The organism is Lentzea cavernae (assembly GCF_014653695.1).
GTDB classification, from domain to species: domain Bacteria; phylum Actinomycetota; class Actinomycetes; order Mycobacteriales; family Pseudonocardiaceae; genus Lentzea; species Lentzea cavernae.
Genome location: NZ_BNAR01000006.1, coordinates 459,989 through 483,717, shown reverse-complemented (window position 1 = coordinate 483,717; position 23,729 = coordinate 459,989). Strand labels below are relative to the sequence as shown.

General features: G+C 69.5%; 21 protein-coding genes. 12 read left to right on the top strand and 9 right to left on the bottom strand.

Features of this window, described 5'->3' with window-relative positions; all coding sequences use genetic code 11:
* Complete coding sequence (locus IE307_RS22640) at positions 1-465, bottom strand: SRPBCC family protein (protein ID WP_191300708.1); 465 nt, start codon at positions 463-465, stop codon at positions 1-3.
* Positions 466-676: 211 nt separating this feature from the next.
* Here IE307_RS22640 and IE307_RS22635 point away from each other — a divergent pair, with 211 nt between their 5' ends.
* The 7 genes from IE307_RS22635 to IE307_RS22605 all read left to right on the top strand — a co-directional run bounded on the left by IE307_RS22635 (position 677) and on the right by IE307_RS22605 (position 7,721).
* Positions 677-1,453 carry an ABC transporter ATP-binding protein gene (locus IE307_RS22635; protein WP_444543462.1) on the top strand — a complete coding sequence of 259 codons (777 nt, stop codon included), beginning with the start codon at positions 677-679 and terminating at the stop codon, positions 1,451-1,453.
* Positions 1,450-2,229 (top strand): ABC transporter ATP-binding protein, encoded by a 780-nt coding sequence (locus IE307_RS22630; protein ID WP_191300704.1) that lies wholly within the window; start codon positions 1,450-1,452, stop codon positions 2,227-2,229. Before IE307_RS22635 ends, IE307_RS22630 begins: the two co-directional genes overlap by 4 nt.
* Complete coding sequence (locus tag IE307_RS22625) at positions 2,226-4,046, top strand: AMP-dependent synthetase/ligase (RefSeq protein ID WP_191300702.1); 1,821 nt, start codon at positions 2,226-2,228, stop codon at positions 4,044-4,046. Before IE307_RS22630 ends, IE307_RS22625 begins: the two co-directional genes overlap by 4 nt.
* Positions 4,039-4,926 (top strand): branched-chain amino acid ABC transporter permease, encoded by an 888-nt coding sequence (locus tag IE307_RS22620; RefSeq protein WP_191300700.1) that lies wholly within the window; start codon positions 4,039-4,041, stop codon positions 4,924-4,926. Before IE307_RS22625 ends, IE307_RS22620 begins: the two co-directional genes overlap by 8 nt.
* Positions 4,923-6,032, top strand: coding sequence for a branched-chain amino acid ABC transporter permease (locus tag IE307_RS22615; RefSeq protein ID WP_229904968.1), 1,110 nt, complete (start codon positions 4,923-4,925; stop codon positions 6,030-6,032). Before IE307_RS22620 ends, IE307_RS22615 begins: the two co-directional genes overlap by 4 nt.
* Before the next feature lie 13 nt (positions 6,033-6,045).
* Complete coding sequence (locus IE307_RS22610) at positions 6,046-7,332, top strand: ABC transporter substrate-binding protein (RefSeq protein WP_191300699.1); 1,287 nt, start codon at positions 6,046-6,048, stop codon at positions 7,330-7,332.
* Between the two features lie 182 nt (positions 7,333-7,514).
* A complete protein-coding gene (locus tag IE307_RS22605) occupies positions 7,515-7,721 on the top strand; it encodes a hypothetical protein (RefSeq protein WP_191300697.1) in 207 nt (68 codons plus the stop codon).
* Here the strand turns inward: IE307_RS22605 and IE307_RS22600 are convergent.
* From IE307_RS22600 to IE307_RS22580, 5 genes are all read right to left on the bottom strand, one after another.
* Positions 7,718-8,617 carry an alpha/beta hydrolase gene (locus IE307_RS22600; RefSeq protein WP_191300695.1) on the bottom strand — a complete coding sequence of 300 codons (900 nt, stop codon included), beginning with the start codon at positions 8,615-8,617 and terminating at the stop codon, positions 7,718-7,720. The genes IE307_RS22605 and IE307_RS22600 overlap by 4 nt on opposite strands.
* Positions 8,617-8,922, bottom strand: coding sequence for a putative quinol monooxygenase (locus IE307_RS22595; protein ID WP_191300693.1), 306 nt, complete (start codon positions 8,920-8,922; stop codon positions 8,617-8,619). The genes IE307_RS22600 and IE307_RS22595 overlap by 1 nt, the downstream gene beginning before the upstream one ends.
* A gap of 106 nt (positions 8,923-9,028) precedes the next feature.
* A complete protein-coding gene (locus tag IE307_RS22590; protein WP_191300691.1) occupies positions 9,029-9,979 on the bottom strand; it encodes a TolB-like translocation protein in 951 nt (316 codons plus the stop codon).
* Entirely contained in the window at positions 9,976-11,178 is a 1,203-nt protein-coding gene (locus IE307_RS22585; RefSeq protein WP_191300689.1) for an MFS transporter, read from the bottom strand. The genes IE307_RS22590 and IE307_RS22585 overlap by 4 nt, the downstream gene beginning before the upstream one ends.
* Positions 11,179-11,198: 20 nt before the next feature.
* Complete coding sequence (locus tag IE307_RS22580) at positions 11,199-12,554, bottom strand: CBM96 family carbohydrate-binding protein (protein ID WP_191300687.1); 1,356 nt, start codon at positions 12,552-12,554, stop codon at positions 11,199-11,201.
* A gap of 169 nt (positions 12,555-12,723) precedes the next feature.
* Between IE307_RS22580 and IE307_RS22575 the strand changes: the two genes are divergently transcribed.
* The gene (locus IE307_RS22575; protein ID WP_191300684.1) at positions 12,724-13,302 is read left to right on the top strand and encodes a hypothetical protein; all 579 of its coding nucleotides are present in this window, start codon (positions 12,724-12,726) and stop codon (positions 13,300-13,302) included.
* On the opposite strand, the gene IE307_RS22570 is transcribed toward IE307_RS22575, so the two are convergent.
* On the bottom strand, positions 13,265-14,251 hold the full coding sequence (locus IE307_RS22570; RefSeq protein ID WP_191300682.1) for a PHP domain-containing protein: 987 nt from the start codon (positions 14,249-14,251) through the stop codon (positions 13,265-13,267). The genes IE307_RS22575 and IE307_RS22570 overlap by 38 nt on opposite strands.
* A 110-nt stretch (positions 14,252-14,361) precedes the next feature.
* On the opposite strand from IE307_RS22570, the gene IE307_RS22565 reads away from it, so the two are divergent.
* Positions 14,362-15,933, top strand: a complete 1,572-nt coding sequence (locus IE307_RS22565) for an alpha/beta fold hydrolase (RefSeq protein WP_191300680.1) — start codon at positions 14,362-14,364, stop codon at positions 15,931-15,933.
* Positions 15,934-15,943: 10 nt separating this feature from the next.
* Here the strand turns inward: IE307_RS22565 and IE307_RS22560 are convergent, their stop codons facing one another.
* Positions 15,944-16,891, bottom strand: coding sequence for an MASE1 domain-containing protein (locus IE307_RS22560; protein ID WP_229904967.1), 948 nt, complete (start codon positions 16,889-16,891; stop codon positions 15,944-15,946).
* Positions 16,892-17,161: 270 nt separating this feature from the next.
* On the opposite strand from IE307_RS22560, the gene IE307_RS22555 reads away from it, so the two are divergent.
* Positions 17,162-19,300 carry a molybdopterin-dependent oxidoreductase gene (locus tag IE307_RS22555; protein WP_191300678.1) on the top strand — a complete coding sequence of 713 codons (2,139 nt, stop codon included), beginning with the start codon at positions 17,162-17,164 and terminating at the stop codon, positions 19,298-19,300.
* A gap of 45 nt (positions 19,301-19,345) precedes the next feature.
* Entirely contained in the window at positions 19,346-21,127 is a 1,782-nt protein-coding gene (locus IE307_RS22550; protein WP_191300676.1) for an AMP-dependent synthetase/ligase, read from the top strand.
* Positions 21,128-21,302: 175 nt separating this feature from the next.
* Here IE307_RS22550 and IE307_RS22545 read toward each other — a convergent pair whose 3' ends face one another.
* The gene (locus tag IE307_RS22545) at positions 21,303-22,286 is read right to left on the bottom strand and encodes a LacI family DNA-binding transcriptional regulator (RefSeq protein ID WP_191300674.1); all 984 of its coding nucleotides are present in this window, start codon (positions 22,284-22,286) and stop codon (positions 21,303-21,305) included.
* A gap of 220 nt (positions 22,287-22,506) precedes the next feature.
* Here IE307_RS22545 and IE307_RS22540 point away from each other — a divergent pair, with 220 nt between their 5' ends.
* Positions 22,507-23,697 (top strand): glycosyltransferase, encoded by a 1,191-nt coding sequence (locus tag IE307_RS22540; protein ID WP_191300672.1) that lies wholly within the window; start codon positions 22,507-22,509, stop codon positions 23,695-23,697.
* The last annotated feature ends 32 nt before the right edge of the window (positions 23,698-23,729 follow it).

The window sequence follows — 23,729 nt, the reverse complement described above, 5'->3', positions numbered from 1 at the left end:
TCAGACCTGGGGCGGTGGCGTCACGTCGCCACGCCACGCGCCGGTCTCGGTGCCGCGGTTCTCGATGAACTCCTTGAACCGCTTGAGGTCGCCCTCGATCCGGTGGCCGACCACGCCGAGCGCGGTCCCCGCCTTCTCGGTGAGGGTCTCCGGCTCGTAGTCCATCTGGAGGTGGACCCGCGTGGTGTCGTTGTCGATCCGGTGGAAGGTGACCACACCGGCCTGCGACGGGCCCTCGACCGTGGTCCAGGCGACGCGCTCGTCGGGGTGCTGCTCGGTGATCTCCGCGTCGAACTCGCGGACGACCCCACCGATCTTCGTGGTCCAGTGCGTCATCGTCGGCGTGAGCTGGTCGATCTTCTCGACGCCGTCCATGAACGCCGGGAAGGATTCGAACTGGGTCCACTGGTTGTACGCCGTGCTCACAGGCACCTGGACGTCCACCGACTTCTCAATGGTGGTCACGAAACCTCCTCCTTCGATTGGTGTCGGCAACGGAGTACCCGTGTCACGCCCTGTTACACATCGGCAACAAGTCCACTGAGGACAGTCACGCAGAGTGCTGGACCACTTGCGATCTGCGCATCACGAAATCGCCCACAGTGGTCAAACTGCTCTGTGATCCAAGTCTCAAGGGGTACATACTGCTCGGTATGTCAGGGGCCCCTAGGAGGCGCTGGTGCTCGAGGCGAACAACCTTGAGGTTGTCTACGACGACGTCATGCTGGTGCTCCGGGGCGTGAGCCTGCAGGTGCCCCAGGGCAAGGTCGTGGCCCTTCTCGGGGCCAACGGAGCTGGGAAAACGACGTTGATGAGGGCCTTCAGCGGCCTGCTCGACGTGCACGACGGCAAGGTCACCAAGGGCTCGATCACGCTCGACGGTGAACCGATCCACCGCCTCTCACCGGCGCGGATCGCCGAGCGGGGCATCAAGCAGGCGCTGGAGGGCCGGCGGATCCTGGCCGAACTGACCGTCGAGGAGAACCTCAAGGTCGGCGGTCACGCGAGGCCCAAACGGCTCAAGCAGAACCTGGACCGGTGTTACGAACTGTTCCCCCGGCTCCTGGAGAGGCGAAGACAGAGCGCGGGCTACCTGTCCGGTGGTGAGCAGCAGATGCTCTCGATCGGGCGGGCGCTGATGTCGGAGCCGTCCTACCTGCTGCTGGACGAACCCAGCCTCGGCCTCGCGCCGTTGCTCGTGCAGCAGATCCGCGACCTCGTCGTGAAGATCAACGAACAGGGCACCACGGTCCTGCTGGTCGAGCAGAACGCCAGCATGGCGCTGTCCATCGCCGACCACGGCTACGTGCTCGAGACCGGCAAGGTCGTCATGGACAAACCGGCGCAGGCGCTGCTCGCCGACGACGACATCCGCGAGTTCTACCTCGGTCTCGGCACCTCCTCGTTCCGTGCGGTCAAGCACTACAAGCGCAGGAAGAGGTGGTTGTCATGAGCGTCCTCGAGGTCAGCGAGGTGCGACTCGCGTTCGACGGCGTCGTGGCCGTCGACGGGGTGTCGTTCACCGTCGAGGAGGGCGAGCTCTTCGCCATCATCGGCCCGAACGGCGCCGGCAAGACGTCCATCTTCAACGTCCTGAGCGGCGTCTACCGGCCGCAGCGGGGCACCGTGCGGTTCCGCGACGAGGACCTGGTCGGCATGCGGCCCCACCGCATCGCCGCGCGGGGCATGGCCCGCACGTTCCAGAACATCGAGCTGTTCTCCCACCTCACGGTCGTCGACAACCTCATGCTCGGCCGTCACAACCACATGCGCTACGGCGCGCTGTCGGCGTTCTTCTGGCTCGGCAAGGCGCGCAAGGAGGAGCTGGAGAACAGGGCCGCGGTCGAGGGCGTCATCGACTTCCTGGAGCTGGAGCAGTGGCGCCGGTTCCCGGTCGGCCTGCTGCCCTACGGCGTGCAGAAGCGCGTCGAGCTGGGCAGGGCGCTCGCGATGGAACCGAAGCTGCTCCTGCTCGACGAGCCGGTCGCGGGCATGAACGTGGAGGAGACCGAGGACATGGCCCGGTTCATCCTCGACGTGCGCGAGGAGCTCAACATCCCGATGATCATGGTGGAGCACGACATGGGCCTCGTCATGGACCTCGCCGACCGCGTGATGGTCATGGACTTCGGTCGCCCCATCCGCACCGGCACACCCGCCGAGGTCCAGCAGGACCCCGACGTCATCCGGGCCTACCTCGGCGAGCAGCACAAGAGCGTGACGCCATGACGACCACCGTCGTGACGCGCGTGAAGGACCGCGCCGAGAAGACGCCCGACCAGATCGCATTGCGTGCCAAGGACTTCGGCATCTGGCAGGAGGTCAGCTGGGCGTCCTACTGGTCGAACGTCGAACTGGTCGGGCACGCGTTGCTCGCACTCGGCCTGCAGCCGGGCGAACGGGTCGCGATCCACTCCGAGAACCGGCGCGAATGGCTCTACGCCGACCTCGGCATCGTCGCGGCCCGCGGCATCACGGTCGGGCTCTACCCCACGAACCCGGCGTCCGAGGTCGCCTACCTCCTGTCCCACTCCGGCACGCGGATCCTCATCGCCGAGGACCAGGAACAGGTCGACAAGGCGTTGCTCGTGCTGGAGGACACCCCGGACCTGGAGTGGATCGTCTACGTCGAGCCGCGCGGCATCAAGGGCCGCTACGACAACCCGAAACTCCTTGCCTGGGACGACTTCCTGGCACTCGGCGCGGCTCACCGCGAGGAGTTCGGGACCGAGCTCGCGGACCGCATGGCGGCCACCGGGTCCGGCGACGTCATGACGTTGATCTACACCTCGGGCACCACCGGGCCGCCCAAGGGCGCGATGCTCACCGTGGCGAACGTCGAGTTCGCCGTCCACGTGCTGGTGGAGGGCGGCGGTTTCACCTCGCCACCGCCGTCCTCCGCCGACGTCACGCTGTCCTACCTGCCGTTGTGCCACGTCGCCGAAAGGATCTTCACGACGTGGTTCAGCGCGGCCAGCGGTGTGCAGGTCCACTTCGCCGAGTCGATCGAGACCGTGCAGGCGAACCTGCGCGAGGTGCAGCCGACGATCCTGTTCGGCGTTCCGCGCATCTGGGAGAAGGTGCTGGCGGGCGTCAAGATCGGCGTCTCCAGCGCGTCCTGGCTCAAGCGGTCGACCACCCTGTTCTGGCTCGAGCGCGCCGAGACCATCGGCGAGACGCTCGTGCGGACAGGCGGCCGGCACACGGGGCGGAGCCGGATGCTCTACGCGCTGGGCTGGCTGTTCTGCTTCCGGGCGCTGAAGGCCAGGATCGGCATGCGGCACGTCCGGTACGCGGCGTCCGGTGCCGCGCCGATCGCGCCGGACGTCCTGAAGTTCTTCATGGGCATCGGGGTGCCGATGCACGAGGTCTACGGCATGACCGAGAACACCGCAGTGGCGACGGGGAACCGTCCTGGGCGGGTCAAGGTCGGCACGGTCGGCGAACCGCAGCCCGGCACCGAGCTCCGGATCGACGAGGAGACCGGCGAGGTCCTCACGAGGCACGGCGGCACGTTCGCGGGCTACTGGCAGGACCCCGAGGCCACCGAACGCGTGCTGAACGACGGCTGGCTGCACACCGGTGACGTCGGCGAGTGGGTCGACGGCACGCACGTGAAGATCACCGACCGGATGAAGGACATCATCATCACCGCCGGTGGCAAGAACATCTCGCCGTCCGAGCTGGAGAACGCCCTCAAGACCTCCCCGTACATCAAGGAGGCCGTGGTGATCGGCGACCAGCGCAAGTTCCTGGTCGCGCTGATCGGCATCGAGTACGAGACGGTCGGCCACTGGGCCCAGCAGCGCAAGATCACCTACACCACCTACCGGGACCTGTCGGAGAAGGCCGAGGTCCTGGAACTGGTGCAGGGGATCGTGACCGAGGTGAACGGGAAGTTCGCCCAGGTCGAGCAGATCAAGAAGTTCCGGATGTTCCCCAAGGAGCTCGACCACGAGGACGGCGAGCTCACCGCGACGCAGAAGGTGAAGAGATCCGCCCTGGGCAAGATGTTCGACGATCTTGTGGAGAGCATGTATGGATGAGTTTCTCCAGTCGTTGATCCGAGGCCTCGGCACCGGGTCGATCTACTCGCTGCTCGCGCTCGGCTTCGTGATCATCTACAAGTCGACGCAGGTGATCAGCTTCGCGCAGCCGGCGTTCATGCTGGCGGGCGCCGTGCTGGTCTCGTACCTCTCGCCCGCGGTGTCGTTCCTCGGGGCGGTCGTCGTGGCCGCCGTGGTGATCGCGGTGCTGGCGCTGGGCGTGGAACGCACGGTGCTGCGGCCGATGGTCGGCAAACCGGTGTTCGTGGTCGCGATCATCACCATCGGCGTGGACGTGGTGGTCAGGGTCGTCACCAACGCGTTCATCGGCCTCGACGTGCGGCAGGTCGGCGACCCGTGGGGCCTGAGCACGGTCAGCTTCCTGGGCGCCGAGGTGCAGGAGCGGTACCTGGTCATGATCGCGACGACCGCGGTCGTGACGGCGTTGCTGTTCGTGTTCTTCCGCTACTCCCGGATCGGGCTCGCGATGCGTGCGGTCGCCTACGACCAGGAGGTCGCGCTGGCGCAGGGGGTCTCGGTCGGATCGGTGTTCGCGCTGTCGTGGGCGCTGGCGGGCGGGCTCGCCGCACTGGCCGGCGTGTTCGTCGCGACCGGCGCCGGTGTCGACCAGCAGCTGTGGATCGTGGCGCTGAAGGCGTTGCCCGCGATCATCATCGGCGGCCTGGAGTCGCTGGGAGGCGCGGTCGTCGGCGGGCTCACGGTCGGGGTCGTCGAGTCGCTCTTCGGCACCTACCAGAACGACTTCGCACCGTGGCTCGGCCCGAACTTCGGGCTGGTCGCGCCGTACGCGTTGATGCTGCTCGTGTTGCTCGTCAGACCGTACGGGCTGTTCGGCAAGAAGGAGGTGGAGCGACTGTGAAGGGACTCAAAGGCAGGCCGGAGTTGTACACCTCCTACGGGCAGGACATGGCGTTCCTGAACACGCGTCCCAAACGCGCGTGGTCGGGCGGGCTGCTCGTGCTGGCCCTGGTGATGCCGTTCATGATCACCGACGACCTGCTGCAGCTGCTCGCCACCGGGTTCGTGGCGGCGATCGGCGCGATCGGGCTGAACATCGTCACGGGGTACGCGGGCCAGGTCTCGCTGGGCCACGCGTTCTTCCTCGCGATCGGCGCGTACACGGCGGCGGCGCTGTCCGGTCCCGAGACCGGGCGGGTGATCGGCTTCGGCATCACGTCGCTGCCGATCTGGCTGCTGGCCGCGGGTCTGGTGGCCGCGCTCTTCGGCGTCCTGGTGGCGCCGGTGGCGGTGCGGTTGCGCGGTCTCTACCTCGCGATCGTGACGCTGGGACTGGTCTTCCTGGGAGAGCACGTGTTCCGGGAGTGGACGTCGCTGACCGGCGGCCCCGGTGTCGGCAGGCCCGCGGCCGTGCCCGAGCTGTTCGGGGTGCGCCTCGACCAGGACAACGCGGTGTTCACGGCGGCACAACAGCTCTACCTGCTGATGTTCGTGCTGCTGGTCATCTTCGCCGTGCTGGCGCGCAACCTCGTGCGCTCGCGCGTCGGGCGGGCGTTCGCGGCGGTGCGGGACAGGGACCTGGCGGCGTCGGTGATCGGTGTGGACCTGACGAGGTACAAGGTCCTCGCGTTCGCGGTGTCCTCGTTCTACGCGGGTGTCGCGGGCGCGTTGTTGTTCGTGGTGAACGGGTTCTTCGACCCCGGCTCGTTCAACCTGCTGTTGTCAGTGCAGTACATCGCGATGGTGCTCATCGGCGGCGCGGGCACCATCTCCGGAGCGATCATGGGCGCGCTCTTCATCACTCTGCTGCCACGCATCACCAGGGAACTGCCCACGGTGCTGCCGTTCATCAGTGGTGACGCGACCGGGGTGTTCACGGTCTTCCAGCTGGAAGCCGTGCTCTACGGAGTGCTCATCATCGTGTTTCTCATCGTCGAGCCACGCGGGTTGTTCGGCATCTGGGTCCGCGTCCGCAACTACTGGCGCACTTGGCCGTTCTCGTACTGAGGAGAGAATCCCCATGTCCGGTAAGAGAATCGCAGTCATCTTCGTAGGGGCGTTGCTCCTCGCCTCGTGTCGTGGTGGTGGCGACGCCGCACCGCAGGAAGGCGCGGGCGGCATCAAGGTCGACGCGGGCGTGACCAAGGAGGCGTGCCCCGAGGCCGTCGACAAGTCCAAGGGCTGCATCTACCTCGGCACGATCTCGGACCTCACCGAGGGCCCGTTCAAGACGCTGGCCGTGCCGATCACCGACGCGCAGAAGGCGTTCTGGAAGCGCGTCAACGACAAGGGCGGCATCGGCGGCTACGAGGTCGACGTCACCAAGTACGTCAAGGACAACAAGTACAACCCGCAGATCCACAACCAGGTCTACCAGGAGATCAAGGGCAGCGTCCTGGCGCTGACCCAGACCCTGGGCTCGCCCACCACCGTCGCGATCCTGCCGGACCTCGAGAAGACCCCGATGGTGTCGGTGCCAGCGTCGTGGACCTCGTTGTGGGGCCACGAGGAGGTCGTGCTGGAGTCCGGCGCGAACTACTGCGTGGAGTCGATGAACTCCGTCGACTACGCCGCCGAGAAGATGGGCGTGAAGTCCGTCATGGCCGTGCACAACGCCGGTGACTACGGCGACGACGCCGCGGCCGGTGCGAAGATCGCGGCCGAGAAGCGCGGGCTGACGTTCGAGAACGTGACCACCACGGCCGGCCAGGACAACCAGGGCGGCGCGATCGACGCGGTGGTGTCGAAGAAGCCCGACCTCGTGATCCTCACGACCGGCCCGACCGACGCCGCCGTGATCATCGGTCAGGCCGCCGCCCGCGGCTTCAAGGGCAAGTTCATCGGCACCTCGCCGACGTGGAACCCCGGTCTGCTCAAGTCGCCGGCCGCCCCCGCGATCAAGGCGCTGTACATGCAGTCCGCACCGTGGAAGTCGTGGAGCACCGAGTCCGTCGGCCACACGGCGCTGCGCGCGGCACTGCCCGGTGTCACCCCGAACGACGGCTACACCGCCGGGTGGGTGTGGGCGTACCCGCTCAAGGCCGCCCTGGAGAAGGCCGCCGCCAACAAGGACCTGACGCGCGCCGGCGTGCTCGCCGCCGTGCGTCAACTCTCGTCGGTGGACTACGAGGGCATGCTTCCCTCCGGTGCGGGCAACTTCTCCGCCTCGCCCCAGGACGGCGTGTTCCGTCAGAACACCCTCTACAAGCCCGACGACGCCGCTCCGACCGGAGTGACCCTGGTGGAGGACTTCTTCACCGGTTCCACCGCCAAGGACTTCAAGTTCGACAAGCCCTGCTACCAATGATCCGTTCGGGTGACACTCGACGCTGAAACCGGACATCTCTGACTAGTCTCGCTGGTGAGTCCGGCTAGGAGGTCGTCACGGTGATGTCGTGCGTCGAGGTTCGCCGATCCACTGGAGGCCTCCGTCTGTTCGTCCGTCCCCTGGCCGCGTCGTGCTGGAGCGCGCGGCTGGGGTACGAACGGGTGTCGGAGTTGCTGCACGCGATTCGTCAGGCGGAGTCGTGCACCGTGCCGGACGTCGAACTCCGGTACGTGCCCGACCAGCGCACCGGCGAGGCGGTGCTGGCGTGCGAGACGGGATCCGTTCTCCTGGACGCCGACGAGGTCTCCGCGTTGCACGACACGTTGCGCGCTCACATGCCGGACCGCATGCGGCCCCTTCCCGCCTAGCCGAGCGTGCGGGCCAGCCACTCGGTGCGCGTCCGCCGTGCGGCGGTGGAGAGCCGGGCGCCGGGGAAGATCGCGTCGAAGCCGTGGAACCCACCGGCCCACGTGTGCAGCTCGGCGTTCCCGCCCGCCGCCCAGATCCGCGAGGCGTACGCGACGTCCTCGTCGCGGAATACCTCGGCCGTTCCGGTGTCGACGTAGGTGGGCGGCAGGCCGGACAGGTCGCCGGCCAGAGCCGGTGACACGTAAGGAGACACCTCCTCTGCGTCGCCGAGCACCGACCGCCAGCCGAATTCGTTCATCTCCCGCGTCCACACACCGGGCTCGCCCGAGTGCTGCCTGCTGGACGTGCTGTCGTTGCGGTGGTCCAGCATCGGGCAGATCAGCACCTGCGCCGCGATCTCCGGACCGCCCCGGTCGCGGGCCATCAGAGCGACCCCGGCAGCCAGTCCGCCCCCGGCGCTGATGCCCGCCACGACGATCCGGTCGACGCCGAGCTCCCGTGCGTTCTCGACCGTCCACAGGAGACCGTCGTAGCAGTCCTCGACGAGCGTGCTCCCGGCCGACTCCGGGGCGAGCCGGTGCTCGACGGTGACCACGACGACGCCGAGCTCCTCCAGCCACTGCAACGGGATGTCGATCTGCGAGAAGCGGTCGCCCATCACCATGCCACCGCCGTGGATCCAGTAGACGCACGGCGCGGGCCCGGTGAGCCCGGAGGGGCGGAAGACGGTCAGCGTGATCTCGCCGACGGTCACGTCGCGTCGTTCGGCGTCGGTCTTGAACGGTGGCGACGGTATCTTGCGGATCTGCTGGAGCATCTCGTGGGTGAGTCCGGTCGACAGCGGCACGTCCGCGAGGAGCGCGCGCAGTTCGGGGTCGAGAGCCGGGCGCGCCATCAGAACGCCGCCTTGCCGCCGACGGGCAGCTCGTCGAGGTACGTGGACTCACCGGCGAGCAACGTCTGGAGGTTCGCGACGAGCGCCTGCGCCTCGTCGCTCGCGAAGAACGCGCTGTGCGCCTCGGCCGTCGTCCAGCCCTCGGTCACGTGGACGACGTCGGGGTTCGCGGCGGAGCGGCCGACCAGGAAGACCACGCAGTCGTCGTTGGTCAGCGACGGCGCGCCGAGCAGGAACTCGACGACCTCGTCGCCCTTGCCGGGCCGTGCGGTGAGGGTGGCGTGGAAACCGTGCCCGACACTCATCTGTTCCTACCTCTCTGCGGTGCCGCCGTTCTGGCGACGCACTCATCAGATCAGCTCGAACAGGGCGTGCGGCAGATCGATGCTGCCGCGCTCTTGCCTGATCCTCTCAACCGAGCGGCGCCGGCGAACTGGCCTCGGGGACCAGCACGGCCGGTGTGCCGGAGCCGTCCGCGGGCACGGCCCACACGTCGTTCAGGCCGTCGTCGCGCTGGATGCCGTACGTCACGGTCCTGTCGTCGACCCACGCCGGCTGGTCGTCGACGCTGCGGGTCTCGGCCAGTTCGGTGATCTCGCGGGAGGCCAGGTCGAGGACCGAGACGCGCCAGCCCTTCTGCGGGTCGCCGTCCACGGCCTTCTTGTAGGCGACGCGGGTGCCGTCCGGTGAGAGCGACGGGCACTCGACGTTGTCCGTGTCCGTCAACGGCTTGACCTTGCGGGCCGCGAAGTCGCCTTCGAGCAGGTAGCGGTGGCCGCCGGTGGACATGGTGGCGTAGAAGCGGTTGTCGTCCGCGGTGAACGTGACGCCCCAGTAGTTCGTGTCGACCGGTCGCCCCGCCATGCCCTCGACCGCGAACTCCTCCAGCGACGTGACCAGCGCACCGGTCTTCGTGTCGAGGATGCCCGTGCTGGTGGAGAACCCGTTGGCGGCGTAGGAATGTCCGTCGACGAACAGCGTCCACGCCACCATCCGGCCGCTGGTCGAGACCCGCGTGCGGTTCGGGAAACCGGTCAGCGGAACGGTCTTGAGCTCGCGGAGGTCGTTGTCGAGCACGGCGAGTTCGCTCGCCTTCAACGCGCCGGCCGGGCGCAGGCAGGAGATCGTGCCCGCGGCCGAGTACGCGCGGTCGCAGCTCTGCCCGGTGACTTCCCGTGAACCGTCGGCGCGTGAGACCGTGGAGAGCTTGCCGTTGCTCAGCACCATCAACCGCGGCCCCGCGCCGGCCGGAACGGACTGGGCGGCGTTGTCCGGTGCGGCGCCGGACAACGCGGTGTAACCGACGGCGACACCGCCGAGCAGGACCGCGGCGGTCAGGGTGATCAGCAGGCGCTTGTTCATCGGCGTCGTCCCAGCAGTGCGGCGGTGGTGATCAGGGCGCAGACCACCGCGACGGCGGCGATCCTGGTGGCGGCCTCGGGGCTCCAGAACTGCCAGGCGAGACCGAACAGCACGGAGGAGCCGAGGTAGGCGAGCGCCTGTCCACTTTGGATCAGCGCGATGCCGGTGGTGCGCAGGCGTTCGGGCAGGACGGGGCCTGCGAGCGCCATCAGCACGCCGTCCGTGCAGGCGTAGAAGAAGCCGTACAGCAGCACGACCAGCACGAGCAACGGCCAGCCGCCCAGCGGTCCGAAGAGCAACAGGTAGACGACGGTCAGCGCGCCGTACCCGGCCAGCATGACCTTGAGCCGGCCGACGCGGTCCGCGAGCGCGCCCAGCGGTGCGGCGAGCAGCAGGTAGACGAGGCTCGTGCCCACGGCGAGCAACGGGAACCAGCCGAACGCCAGCCCTTCGCGCTTCTGCAGCAACAGGTACACGAACCCGTCGCCGATGGTGACCAGGCCGAGCAGGGACGCGGCCAGCACGATCTTGCGGACGGCCGGGTCCTTGAGCAGCGCGAGCTTGAGAGGTTCCTTGCGCTGCACAGGTTCCGGCCGATCGCGCACGTACAGCACGAGGACCAGCACACCGAACGCGGCGACGCAGGCGCTCACGACGAACACCGCGTCGAACGACTGCGCGGACGCGGCCAGCACCGCCATCGCGACGAGCGGACCGGCGAACGCGCCGATGCCGTCCATCGCCCGGTGCACGCCGAACGCCCGGCCCAGGTCGCCGCTGGGGGTGGAGAGGGTGATCAACGCGTCGCGCGGCGCGGTCCGCAGGCCCTTGCCCGCGCGGTCGGCGGTGATCACGAACCCCAGCGCCGTCAGGGAGTTGCCGGCGGCGAGGAGCCCGAGCTTGGCCACCGCGGAGATCCCGTACCCGAGGCCCGCGACGGCCTTGCGCTTGTTCGTCCGGTCGGCGAGATAGCCGCCGGCGAGTCTGAGCAGGGTGGTGGCGCCGGTGTAGACGCCGTCGATCAGCCCGTACGCGGCGGGGCTGAGCTGGAGGCCGATGACGAGGTACAGCGGCAGGACCGCGGCCACCATCTCCGACGAGACGTCGGTGACGAGGCTGACGGTGCCGAGCGCGAAGACGTTGCCGCTCAGCCCCTTCCAGTTCGCTGACTTGGGTTTGTCGATGGTGGACAGGTACATCATCGGCCTCCAGCGGTCCGTCAGTGGCAGGTGGTGGTGCCGCTGTCGGTGTAGGTCTTGCCCGCCACGGGGACGAACTGCCAGTCGAAGCTGTTGTCGTGCAACGTCAGCTTCAGCACGCCCTGGGTGCCGGTGTTGCGGGCCTCGCTGTTCGGCCTGATCGTGCCGAAGCCGTAGGCCCCGGCGCCGCCCATGCCCGCGACGAACGACCGGATGCCGCGCGAGTTGTCCAGCGCGCCGCTGGGGTTCTGCGGGGCGAACCGCTCGTACTGGTGGTTGTGGCCGAAGAGCACCACGTCGGCGTTGTAGTCGTACAGGGCCTGGAACAGCGGCCGGGTGGCCGTCGAGGGCGCGTGGTTGGCGCCGCTGGTGAACAGCGGGTGGTGCCAGTACGCCGCGGTGCACGGCTTCGTGCTCGCCGCCAGGTCCTGCCGCAGCCACTGCTCCTGCGCGCTGCCCGCCGACATGGTGATGTTGGAGTTGAGCGACACGATGTGCCAGTTGCCGATGTCGTAGGAGTAGTAGCCACGACCCGACGGACCGGCCTGGGCACCGAAGTAGTTGTAGTACCCCGTGGCGCCACTGGTGTTGTAGTCGTGGTTGCCGGGCGACGGCCGCGTGCGCGCCTTGTGGCGGCCCCAGGTGGGCTCGTAGTAGGTGTTGAACTGCGAGGCGGTGCCGTCCGGGTAGACGTTGTCGCCCGTGGTCCAGACGGTGCCCTGGATGCCGTCCAGCAACGCGGCCGTGGCCGTGTCACCGGAACCCGAGTCGGCGATGTCGCCCGCGCCGACGAAGACCGGGTCGCCGGGAGGCGGCGTCGACCCGTCGGTGACGACGAGCTGCGGCGCCGTCGACCCGCTCTCGCGCGAGTCGTAGTCGGCGCCGTCCGTGCTGCTGGACGTGATGCCGATGCTGTAGGTGCCGTTGCCCGTGACGAGACTCGTGACGTCGACCTCGTACCAGGCGTTGCGCACGACCGAACCGAGGGAGCCCAGGGTGGCGCCGTCGATCGCGGGCTGGTTGTTCCAGGTCACCGCCGCCTCGGTCCAGCCGGCGTTCGACATCGCCCGGAACGTGCCGCCGTTCGGGCTCTCGGCGCCGGAGACGTCGTCGGTGTGGATGCGCAGCTTGGCGTTGGAGACACCGCTGATCCCGGAGACGGTGAACTTGAGGAACGACCGCTTGACCGGGGAGTTGTCGATGCCGAGCTGGCCGGACGTGCCGTAGTTCGTGCTGGTGGAGGAGTTGTCGACGTAGGTGTCGGCGGTCGGGGTGAACGTGGTGGTGGCGGCGTGGGCCGCGGTGGAGGCGGTGAGAGTGGCCGCCGTGACGATGACCGTGGAGAGCACGGCCAGGGGAGCCCTGCGACGTGACATGCCTGTCCTTGTGGTGGTGGGCGGACATGGGCCGTCGCGAAGGGTAGGGCTCAAATGAGTCGCACACGATGATCGTTCGGCGGCCACCGGGTGAACGGCCGGAAAATCCCCCTCAGGGGTGGCTGCCGCACGGAGGTATTTCCGCGCCGCACGAGTGCTCCGTACGGGTATGGGAGTCGAGGTCCACGACCCTCGCTGGCTCACGGCCGTGCCGGAGGCCGAGCTCGTGGTCGCGCTGGACGAGGTGGGAGAGCACGCCGCTGACGGGCGCCGGGTGACGGTGCTGATCGACCTCGTGCCGGACAACGTGTCCGTGCTGCGCGGTCTGGCCGCCGAGGCCGTCGGGGAGGGTGCGCGCAAGGTGCGGGTGAGGCCGCACGGCGTCGACCGGGTCGACCTGGTCTACGCCGCCGTGGAACTGGGCCGGGTGGCCGAGGACGACGCCGTCGAGGTGCAGTTCGACGTCACGTCCGCCGCTCTGCTGCGCGCGGATCCGGCGGCGTTCGTGCGGGTGGACCCGCTCGTCGTCAAGGCGGACGGGACGGTCGTGCCGATCTGCGCGGGGCTGGAGCAGTACGCGCTCGGCACGCTGGGGTCGTTCGGCGACCTGCTGGCCGCCTACGACCCCGAACCCGTCCGGGACCTGTGCCGGGTCGCCCTGGGGCGCGCGCTGGCCGACACCGGGCCGCTCGTGTCCTGGTACGAGCACCTCACCCGGACAGCAGCCGAGCTGCGCTCCGGGTGTTGATCACCTGCTCCGGCGCGACACCGCACTCCTGCGCCCGCGCGCACCCGTAGTTCAGCCAGTCCAGCTGGCCGGGCGCGTGCGCGTCGCTGTCGATGGAGAACGCGCACCCGGCGTCCACGGCCAGCGACAGCAGCCGGCGCGGGGGATCGAGCCGCTCCGGCCGTGAGTTGATCTCGACGGCCGTGCCGTGCTCGGCGCACGCCTCGAAGACCTTCTCCGCGTCGAACTGGGACTCCGGGCGGCCCTTGCCGACGACCAGGCGGCCGGTGCAGTGGCCGAGGATGTCGACGTGCGGGTTCTTCACCGCGTTGACCATCCTGCGGGTCATCTCGGCGCGCGGCATCTTCAGTTTCGAGTGGACGCTCGCGACCACGACGTCCAACCGTGCCAGCAGGTCCTCGTCCTGGTCCAGCGATCCGTCGTCGAGGATGTCGACCTCGATGCCGGTGAGCACGAGGAACGGCGCCAGCTCGGCGTTCAGCCCGGCGACCACCTCGAGCTGCTTCTCGAGCCGGTCGCGGGACAGTCCGTTCGCGACGGTCAGGCGCGGCGAGTGGTCGGTCAGCACCATGAACTCGTGGCCGAGGTCGCGGGCAGCCTCGGCCATGTCGCGGATCGGGCTGCCGCCGTCGGACCAGTCGGAGTGGACGTGGCAGTCGCCCTTCAGCGCCGCCCGCATCTCCTCGCCGCCGGTGATGTCGACGTGCCGCAGCTTCGCCAGGTACGACGGTTCGCGGTTCGCCAGCGCGTCCACGACGACTCCGGCCGTCGACTTGCCGACGCCCTTGAGGTCGGTGAGCGTGCCGAGCTTGGCCCGTTTCTCCACGTCGGCGGGGTCGAGGTCGGCCAGGACCGAGGCCGCGTTGCGGAACGCCTGGACGCGGTAGGTCGGCTCGCCCGCCCGTTCGAGCTGGAAGGCCACCTGCTTCAACGCCCTGACCGGATCCATACCTCTTCCTACCCCACCGCGGTGAATTTCACCCGACCTTCGGGGGTGTCGAGCGGGTCGGCGGCTGCGGAAGCGTTCGGGCGCTGACCGACGATCGTGAGGGGTACGCGGTGAGGAAGCGTTGGGGCGCGGCGGCTTTGGCCGTCCCGCTGTTCATGTCCCTGGTGGGAACGTCCCAGGCGGCGCCTGGTCCGTTGGACGAGTACTACAGCCAGACGGTCGCCTGGGCCGAGTGCCAGGCCGGGTGGGTCACGCCCTCGACGGGGGTCGAGTGTGCCACGGTGGTCGTGCCGATGGACTACAAGAATCCCGGCAACGGCAACCTGGAGATCGCCCTCTCACGCAAGAAGGCGACGGATCCCGCGCGCCGCAGAGGCGTGCTGATGACCAACCCCGGCGGCCCCGGTGGTTCCGGCCTGGGCGCCGTGCACTGGTTCAACGCCCAGACCGACGTGCTGAAGATCTACGACGTCATCGGCATGGACCCGCGCGGGGTCGGCCGTTCGACGCAGATCCGCTGCATCTCGACGCCGACCGACGACGAGTTCCCCACTCGTCCCGCGGACTCGCAGCTCGCCAACTGGTCGGACTACGCCCGCGCGGTCGAGGAGAACTGCCAGCGCGGCGGCGGTGAGATGCGCAGGCACATCTCCACCATGAACACCGCCCGCGACATGGACGTCGTCCGCGGGGCCATGGGGGAGAAGAAGATCTCCTACGTCGGCTACTCCTACGGCACGCAGCTCGGCGCCGTCTACGGCTCGCTGTTCCCGAAGTTCCTCGACCGCAGCGTGCTCGACTCCGCCCTGGACCCGCTCAAGACGTGGCACGAGCAGGACGTCGACGTGGTGGACGCGATCACCGACAACCTGCGCAAGTGGACGGAGTGGACCGCCGCCCGCAACGGCACCTACGGCCTCGGCACCACCCCGGCCGCCGTGCGCGCCGAACTGGACGCGATCGCCGCGAAGCTCAAGGACGGCCCGTTCGGCGGCTACGCGGACGTGACCTCGTTCGACTACGCCGTCGGAGCCACGCGCTACCGCCGTTCGTGGGCCGCCTTCTCCCGCCACATCGCCTCGATCAAGGCGGGTGTCGCCGATCCCGCCGAGGCCTCCGCGATCGTCGCCGCGCTGAAGAAGGGTGACATCGAACCGACCTCGGCCGGCACGTTCCAGGCCGTCGTGTGCGAGTGGGACTGGTTCTCCGACGTCAACACCTACTACAACGACATGAAGCGCTGGCGCGACACCAACCCGTACGGCGGCACCGTCGACTACATGGCGCCGACCAACTGCACGTTCCGCGCCTTCCAGCGCCCGGAGAAGATCCCGGCCATCACCCGCAAGTACCCGGCGGGCCTGGTCGTGAACTCCGACGGCGACACCCAGACCCCGCTCGCCAACGGCAGGGTCATGGCGGAGCACCTCGCCCAGCCGTTGATCAGCGTGTCCAACGACGGCCAGCACGGCCACTACGCGTTGCGCCGCAACGCCTGCGTCGACACGATCGTCAACAAGTACCTGGTGTCCGGCATCCTGCCGGCCTCCCGGGTCACCTGCGCGGGCACGGACATCGCGGAGACCGTGCCTCCGGGCGCGGCCGTTTCGCTCGGCGCGCAGTCCGCGCGGCCGTTGAGCGACATCCTCGGTGAGATCGCCGCGGAGACGAAGCCCTTCTAGCGCAAGCCCTTCACGCGGGTGGCACGACGCGGCCGAGCCGTTTGCGCGCTCCGTCCTCCTGGTAGCGCGCAACGGTCTCGGTCAGCTGCACGCACGCGCGCTCGATGGCCTGCCTGGCCTCGTTGCGCTCGCTGGTGATGGCGCTCAGGATCAGCCCGGTCAGCGCCACCGAGCCGTTGAACGCCTGCAGCACGATCATCGTCGGCAGCAGTTCGCCGGAGGTGAAGTGACCGCCGGCGGCGGACATCACCGCGGCCACGGAGATGATCGCGGCGCACGGCGCGGCGATCGCGTGCTGGAAGCGGAGCGCCGCCCAGATCAGCATCGGGAACACCAGGAACAACAGCCGCGACGCGGACACGGTCACGAACGACGCGAGCACCGCCGTGGTGAGCAGCAGCGCCCCCGCCTCGGCGAGCCGGCGCGGGGCGGCGTTCCAGTGGCGGGGCAGGGTGAGCAGCAGCGGTGTGAACACCAGCACGCCCATCGCGTCGCCGGTCCACCACACCGACACCACGGCCGGCACGTCGCGCCACGGGATCACGCCGCCGATCTTCAACGCCGCCGCGCCGACCAGCGCGCTGACCAGCATCGCGCCCAGGGCGCCCGCGAACACGAGCAGCAGCGCGTCCTTCAGCCGGTCCAGCGCCGGCCGGAAGCCGGAGCGCGTCAGCAGGTACCAGGCGAGCAGCGGTGCGGCGGTGTTGCCCGCGGTGATCACCAACGCCGAGACCAGCGGCGCGCCCAGGGAGATGTTGGCGGCGAACGCCCCGAGCGTGATGCCCGGCCAGATCCCGCGGCCCGACATCAGCAGCGCCGCCACGGAGATCCCCGTCGGCAGCCACAGCGGGGTGACCTGACCCTCCACGAGGGCCAGGACCAGGCCGACCTGCGCGGTCGCGAAGTACGCGACCGCGACCGCGGCGATCGTGGCGGCGGTCCGGATTGCGGCGTTCACCGCAACATGCTGCACCCGTGCGGACGTGATGGCCAGACCTCGCGGCACGGCGTACCCACCTGGACTCACTCCGCAGGTAGGTACCGATCAGTGCCGGAAGGATCGCCGCCACGACCCCCGCTTTGACCAGTGCAAATCGACATACCGGCTGGTATGCTCGGCGACTTCAGGGCGCCCGTTGGGCCGTTCGGGTCGACCCTCGGCAGGGTGATTGCGTCCGATGGCAGCCGACTAGTACCCGTTGGTAACAAGCTCGTGTGAGGGGACCCGATGAGGACCGTGTTCACGACCTGCCCGCTGTGCGAGGCGACGTGCGGGCTGGAGCTGACGGTCGAGGGCGACCGCATCACGAAGGTCCGCGGCGACCGCGAGGACGAGTTCAGCAAGGGCTTCCTCTGCCCCAAGGGCGCCTCGCTCGGCACGCTCGACGCCGACCCGGACCGGCTGAGCGCCCCGCTGGTCAAGCGCGACGGCGAGTTCCACGAGGTCACCTGGGACGAGGCCTTCCGCGTCGTCGACGAACGCCTGAAGGACTTCCCCGACCGCAACGCCGTCGCGATGTACCTCGGCAACCCGGTCGCCCACTCGCTCGCCGGCGGCCTCTACGCCGGACCGCTGCGCAAGGCGCTGGGCAGCCGCAACCTCTTCACCGCCAGCACGGTCGACCAGATGCCCAAGCACGTCCAGGTCGGCCACATGTTCGGCGGCATCTTCTCGATCCCCGTGCCCGACATCGACCGCACCGACTTCATGCTGGTGCTGGGCGCGGACCCGTTCTCGTCCAACGGGAGCCTGTGGACGGTTCCGGACGCGCCGGGCCGCTTCAGGGAGTTGCAGAGGCGCGGCGGCCGGTTCGTCGTGGTCGACCCGCGCCGCAGCAGGACCGCCGCGGCCGCCGACCAGCACGTCGTGATCCGGCCGGGCACGGACGTGTTCCTGCTGCTGGCGCTGGTCCACGAGCTGTTCGCGCAGGACCTGGTCGACCTCGGGGACCTCGCCGGGCACGTCACCGACCACGAGGTGATCCGCTCGCACGTCGAGGCGTTCGGCCCCGAGGCCGTCGAGGAGCGCACGGGAGTCGACGCGGCCACGATCCGCGCGCTGGCCAGGCAGCTGGCCGAAGCCGAACGCGCCGTGGTGTACGGGCGGATCGGCACGACGACGGTCGAGTTCGGCACGGTCGCGTCGTGGGCCGTCGACACGCTCAACGTCCTCACCGGCAACCTCGACCGGCCCGGCGGCGCGATGTGGCCGCTGCCCGCGCACAACAGGCGGGGAACGGGCACCGGCAAGGGCTTCGAGGTCGGCCGCTGGCACAGCCGGGTCAAGGGCCACCCCGAGGTGATGGGGGAGTTCCCGGCCGTCACGCTGGTCGACGAGATCGAGACGCCCGGCGAGGGCCAGGTGCGGGCGCTGTTCACGATCGGCGGCAACCCCGCGCTGTCGCTGCCGAACTCGGCGCGCGTGAGCGCGGCACTGTCCTCATTGGACTTCATGGTCAGCGTCGACCCGTACCTCAACGAGACCACCCGGCACGCGGACGTCATCCTGCCCACGCCGCCGCCGTCGCGCCGCGACCACTACGACATCGCGTTCCTCAACAACTCGACGCGCAACGTCGTGAAGTACTCGCGCGCCGCGATCCCGTTGGAGGAGGGCAGGGTCGACGAGACGGAGATCTTCTTCCGCCTCGCCACGATCTTCAGCGGACTCGGCCCGGCGGCCGATCTCGACGCCGTCGCCGCGTTCCAGCTCGCCGGCCTCAAGAAGAAGGCGGGAGCCGACTTCGAACCCGAAGGCGAGACGCGCGAAGAACGCCTGCTGGACCTGAAACTCCGCACCGGCGCGTACGGGCTGTCGCTCCAGCAGTTGCTGGAAAATCCTCACGGCATCGACCTCGGCCCGCTCACCCCGCGCCTGCCGGAGATCCTGCGCACGCCGTCCGGGAAGGTCGAGCTGACCCCGCGGCCGATCGTGGACGACCTGCCGCGCGTGCGCGCCGCGCTGCGGACGCCCGAGACCGAGCTGGTGCTCGTCGGCCGCAGGCACCTGCGCAGCAACAACTCCTGGATGCACAACGTGCCCGCGCTGGTGAAGGGCAAGCCGTTGTGCACGCTGCTGGTGAACCCCGGTGACGCCACCCGCATCGGCCTGGCCGACGGCGCGACCGCCCAGGTCACCTCGCGCGTCGGCGAGGTGGAGGTGCTGGTCGAGGTCACCGCCGACATCGCGCCGGGCGTCGTCTCCATGCCGCACGGCTGGGGCCACGACCAGCCGGGCACGCGGCTCACCGTCGCGAGCGAGCACGCCGGCGTGAACGTCAACCTCCTCACCGACGACCTCCGCATCGACCCGCTCTCGGGCACCGCCGTGCTGAACGGCACCCGAGTGCGGGTCGTGCCCGCCTGATCGTCCGCTGCCGGAAAGCCCGTCGGAAACCGCATTGGAGCCGCCATGACCGCCGGAGTGACCAGCCCGAGCGCGGTGCGAGCCGTCCGCCGGATAGCCGACCTGCCGTTCCTCGCCGAGCAGGCGTACGGCGACGCGGTGGCGTGGCGGTTCAAGCAGGACGGGCAGTGGCGCGAGCAGACCTACGCCGAGGTCTCCGAGCTGGTGCTGGACCTCGCCTCCGGGTTCGTCCACGCCGGACTGGAGGCGGGGGACAGGGTCTGCGTCCTCGCGACCACGCGTCCGGAGTGGACGGCGGTCGAGCTCGCCGTGCTCGCGGCGGGCGGCATCGTCGTGCCGATCTACCCGTCGAGCACGCCCGAGGAGATCGCCTGGGTGGTCGGCGACTCCGGCGCGTCGATCGTGGTGGCGGAGAACTCCGAGCAGTGCGCCAAGGTCGAGGCCGTCCACTCCGAACTCCCCGAGCTGCGCACGATCCTCTCGATCGATCCCGCCGGCGACCGTCCCCGCGTCGCGGAGCTGCAGGACTCCGGCCGCACCTCGCCGCTCGCCGACGTGCTGGACGTCCGTCGGGCCGCGATCAGGCCGGAGGACCCCAGCCTGATCATCTACACCTCCGGCACCACGGGGCCGCCCAAGGGCTGCGTCCTGACCAACGCGAACTGGGTCGCGCTGTGCCGGGTCGCGGAAGAGGCCCGCATCGACGCCATGACCGGCACCGTCTACCTGTTCCTGCCGCTGGCGCACGTCTTCGCGCAGATCATCATGTTCGGGACGATGTACTGGGGCGGCGCGCTGGCCTACTTCGGCGGCGACATGAAGGCGATCGTGCCGGAACTGGCCGAGGTGCGGCCCACCTTCCTGCCGTCCGTGCCGCGCATCTTCGAGAAGATCTACACCTTCGTCACGGCGAACGTGCCCGCGCAGCAGCTCGAGCAGGCCGTCGCGCTCGGCATCGAGGTCCGTCGCAGGCGTGCCGCGGGTGAATCGGTTCCGCCGGAGATGGCGGCGGGGTTCGACCAGGTCGACGCGTTGTTCGCGAACGTGCGAGGGGCTTTCGGCGGCCGGCTCGTGCAGGCGTTGTCCGGCGCCGCGCCGATCTCGCCCGAGGTGCTGCGGTTCTTCCACGCGGCGGGCGTGCCGGTGCTGGAGGGGTACGGGATGACCGAGTCCACGGCGGTGGGCACGATCAACACGCTGGGCCGCTTCAAGCTCGGCTCGGTCGGCGCGACCGGCGTGGCGGGCCTCGAGATGAAGCTCGGCGAGGACGGCGAACTGCTGATGCGCGGCCCGCACGTCTTCGCGGGCTACTGGCGCAACGAGGAGGCCACCGCGCAGACGTTGCAGGACGGCTGGCTGCACACCGGCGACCTGGGCGAGATCGACGCGGACGGTTTCGTGACGATCACAGGGCGCAAGAAGGACATCATCATCACCGCCGGGGGCAAGAACATCGCGCCGGCGAACGTGGAGAACGTGCTGCGCCAGTCCCGCTGGATCTCGCACGCCGTGCTGTTCGGCGACCGCAAGCCGTACTGCGTGGCCCTGATCACACTGGACGCCGACGAGATCGTGCCGTGGGCGACGGCACGCGGGTTGCCCTCCGACGTCGAATCATTGGTGGGTCACCCGGACGTGCGCACGCTCGTGCGGGAAGTTGTCGACGAAGCGAACTCGCACTTCGCCAGTGTTTCCCAAGTGAAGAAGTTCGTGCTGCTCACCAGGGATCTGTCCCAGGAGGAAGGTGAGCTCACCCCGACGTTGAAGGTCAAGCGGAACGTGGTGCACCGACTTCACTCTGCGTTGTACGAAGGGCTCTACGAGTAACCCGTACGTACGAGAAATCCAAAAACAGGTACATCCACCCTGGCGATTTCCTTCCGCTCAGGGCAGAGTGGGACATCAAGCGCGCTAGGCCCCCTCCCCCCTCGGGCCCAGCCGCTTCGCGGCCCCGGCTCACGGCGTACTCCCCCCAGACGCCCTTGCCGGGGCCGCCTTGCATTCACGGCCCGGGTGGCGCGGTGGTCCCCCGCACGATCAACTGGGTCTCCGCCACGATCTGAGGCGCGTCGGTCCTGTCGGAGTCGAGCCAGTCGAGCAACAGGTTCACCGCCGTGCGCCCGGCCTGCGCCACCGGCATCGCCACCGTCGTCAGCGCGGGTGAGCACAACGCCGCGTACGTGAGGTCGTCGAACCCCGTCACCGACACGTCGCCCGGCACCGAGATGCCGCGGTCGCGCAGCCGGGCGAGCACGCCCAGCGCCATGATGTCGTTGTAGGCCACGATCGCGGTCGTGCCGGCGGCCACGGCCAGGTCCGCCGCCTGCAGGCCGCCCTCGTAGCGCGGCGCGAACGGCCCGAGGTCGACCAGGTCGACCTTGTGCCGTGCCACCGCCTTCATGAGCCCGCGGCGACGCTCCTGGTTGGACCACGACGTGCGAGGCCCGTTGAGGTAAGCGATCCGGTGGTGTCCCAATGCGACGAGGTGGTCGACGACGGCGTGCATCCCGCCCGCCGAGTCCATCAACGCGGCGGGCACGCCGGGCAGGCGCCGGTTCAGCAGCACCAGCGACGTCGCCGCCGCGGCCTCGTGGACCTGGGAGTCCTCCAGGCCCGGCGCGCACAGCACCACGCCGTCGACCTGTTTCGCCATGGCGTGCACGAGTTTCGCCTCGGCGACCGGGTCCTCGTCGCTGTCCGCCACGAACACCGCGTAGTCGGCCTGCATCGCGCGCGCCTGCACGGCCTTGAGCACGCCCGTGAAGAACGGGTTGTCGAGGTCCGGCACGACGATGCCGATGTTGCCCGTCTTGCCCGTGATCAGTCCGCGCGCCGCCCGGTTGGGCTGGTAGCCGAGTTCGGTGGCGGCGGTCAGCACGCGCGACCGCGTCTCCGGGCGCACGAGCTCCGGGGACGTCAGCGCGCGCGACACGGTGGCGACGGAAACGTGCGCCCTGCGTGCCACGTCGCGGATCGTGACTGCCACTGGTACCTCGCCCTCAGCTGCTGGTTCGACCAATCATGACGGGTGAGGTGTGAAGTGGGGGCAGCAGGAACGTCCCGGGAAACGGAAGACCCCCGGACCAGAGCCCGGGGGTCTTCCCACTTCAACGTATAGCGCACAGGGGGTCTTGCGGCAAGACCCGGTTCCGGGCGCAGAATCTCCCGCCGTGACGGGGAACTGGGGCGAGCGGGGGAGCCGGAAGATGCGAGTTGTGCTGGCGGGGTACGGATCACGCGGGGACGTCGAACCACTGATCGCGCTCGCTGTGGCGTTGCGGGAACTGGGCGCGGACGTGCGGGTGTGCGTGCCGCCGGACGAGGAGTTCGTTGCGAGGCTTGATGCGTTCGGCGTGCCGTTGGTCCCGTTCGGACAGTCGGTGCGCGAGCTGGTGACGAGCGCGCGACCGGATCCCGCGACCGTCGCGGCGGCGCTCGTCGGCGAGTGGTTCGGTCCGGTGGCCGCCGCGGCCGAGGGCGCCGACGTGCTGATGGCGACCGGCCTGATGCCGGCGGGAGCGAGGTCGGTGGCGGACCACCTCGGCCTGCGCTACTCGCTCGCGATGTTCCACGACGTCTCGCTGCCGTCGCCGCACCGCAGGCCGTCGCAACGCCCCGGCAAGCCGCTCCCGCCGGAGGAGACCGACAACCAGGTGCTGTGGCGCATCGACGCGGAGAACGTGAACGCGCTGTACGGCCCGGCACTCGACACCCACCGCGCCGCGCTCGGCATGCCGCCGGTGGACAACGTCCGCGACCACGTCTACAGCGGCACGGTGCTGCTCGCGGCGGACCCGCTGCTCTGGCCCGCCTCGGAGCTGACGAACCTGGAGGTCGAGCAGACCGGCGCGTGGATCCTGCCCGACGAACGCCCGCTCGCGCCCGGCCTGGTGGCGTTCCTGGAGGCCGGCGAACCCCCGGTGTACGCGGGCTTCGGCAGCATGGCCATGCACGCCTCGAAGGACGTCGCCCAGGTCGCCGTCGACGCGATCCGCGCGCAGGGGCGCCGCGTCCTCCTGGCCGCCGGCTGGGCGGGTCTCGCCCAGGTCGACGACAGCGACGACTGCCTCGTCGTCGGCGAGGTCAACCAACAGGCGCTGTTCCGCCGGGTCGCCGCCGTCGTGCACCACGGTGGCGCGGGCACGACGACGACCGCCGCCCGTGCCGGGGTGCCGCAGGTGGTCGTGCCGCAGATCGTGGACCAGCCGTTCTGGGCGCACCGGGTCGCCGAGCTCGGCATCGGCGCCGCGCACGACGGGCCGGTGCCGACCTTCGAGTCCCTGTCCGTCGCGCTGAAGACGGCGCTGGCACCGCAGACGCGGGCCCGCGCGGCCGCCGTGGCGGGGGAGATCCGCACCGACGGAGCGGTGGTGGCCGCGCGCTTCCTGCTGGGGTGACCCCTCGGTGTTGACAAAGCGGAACGGCGCTC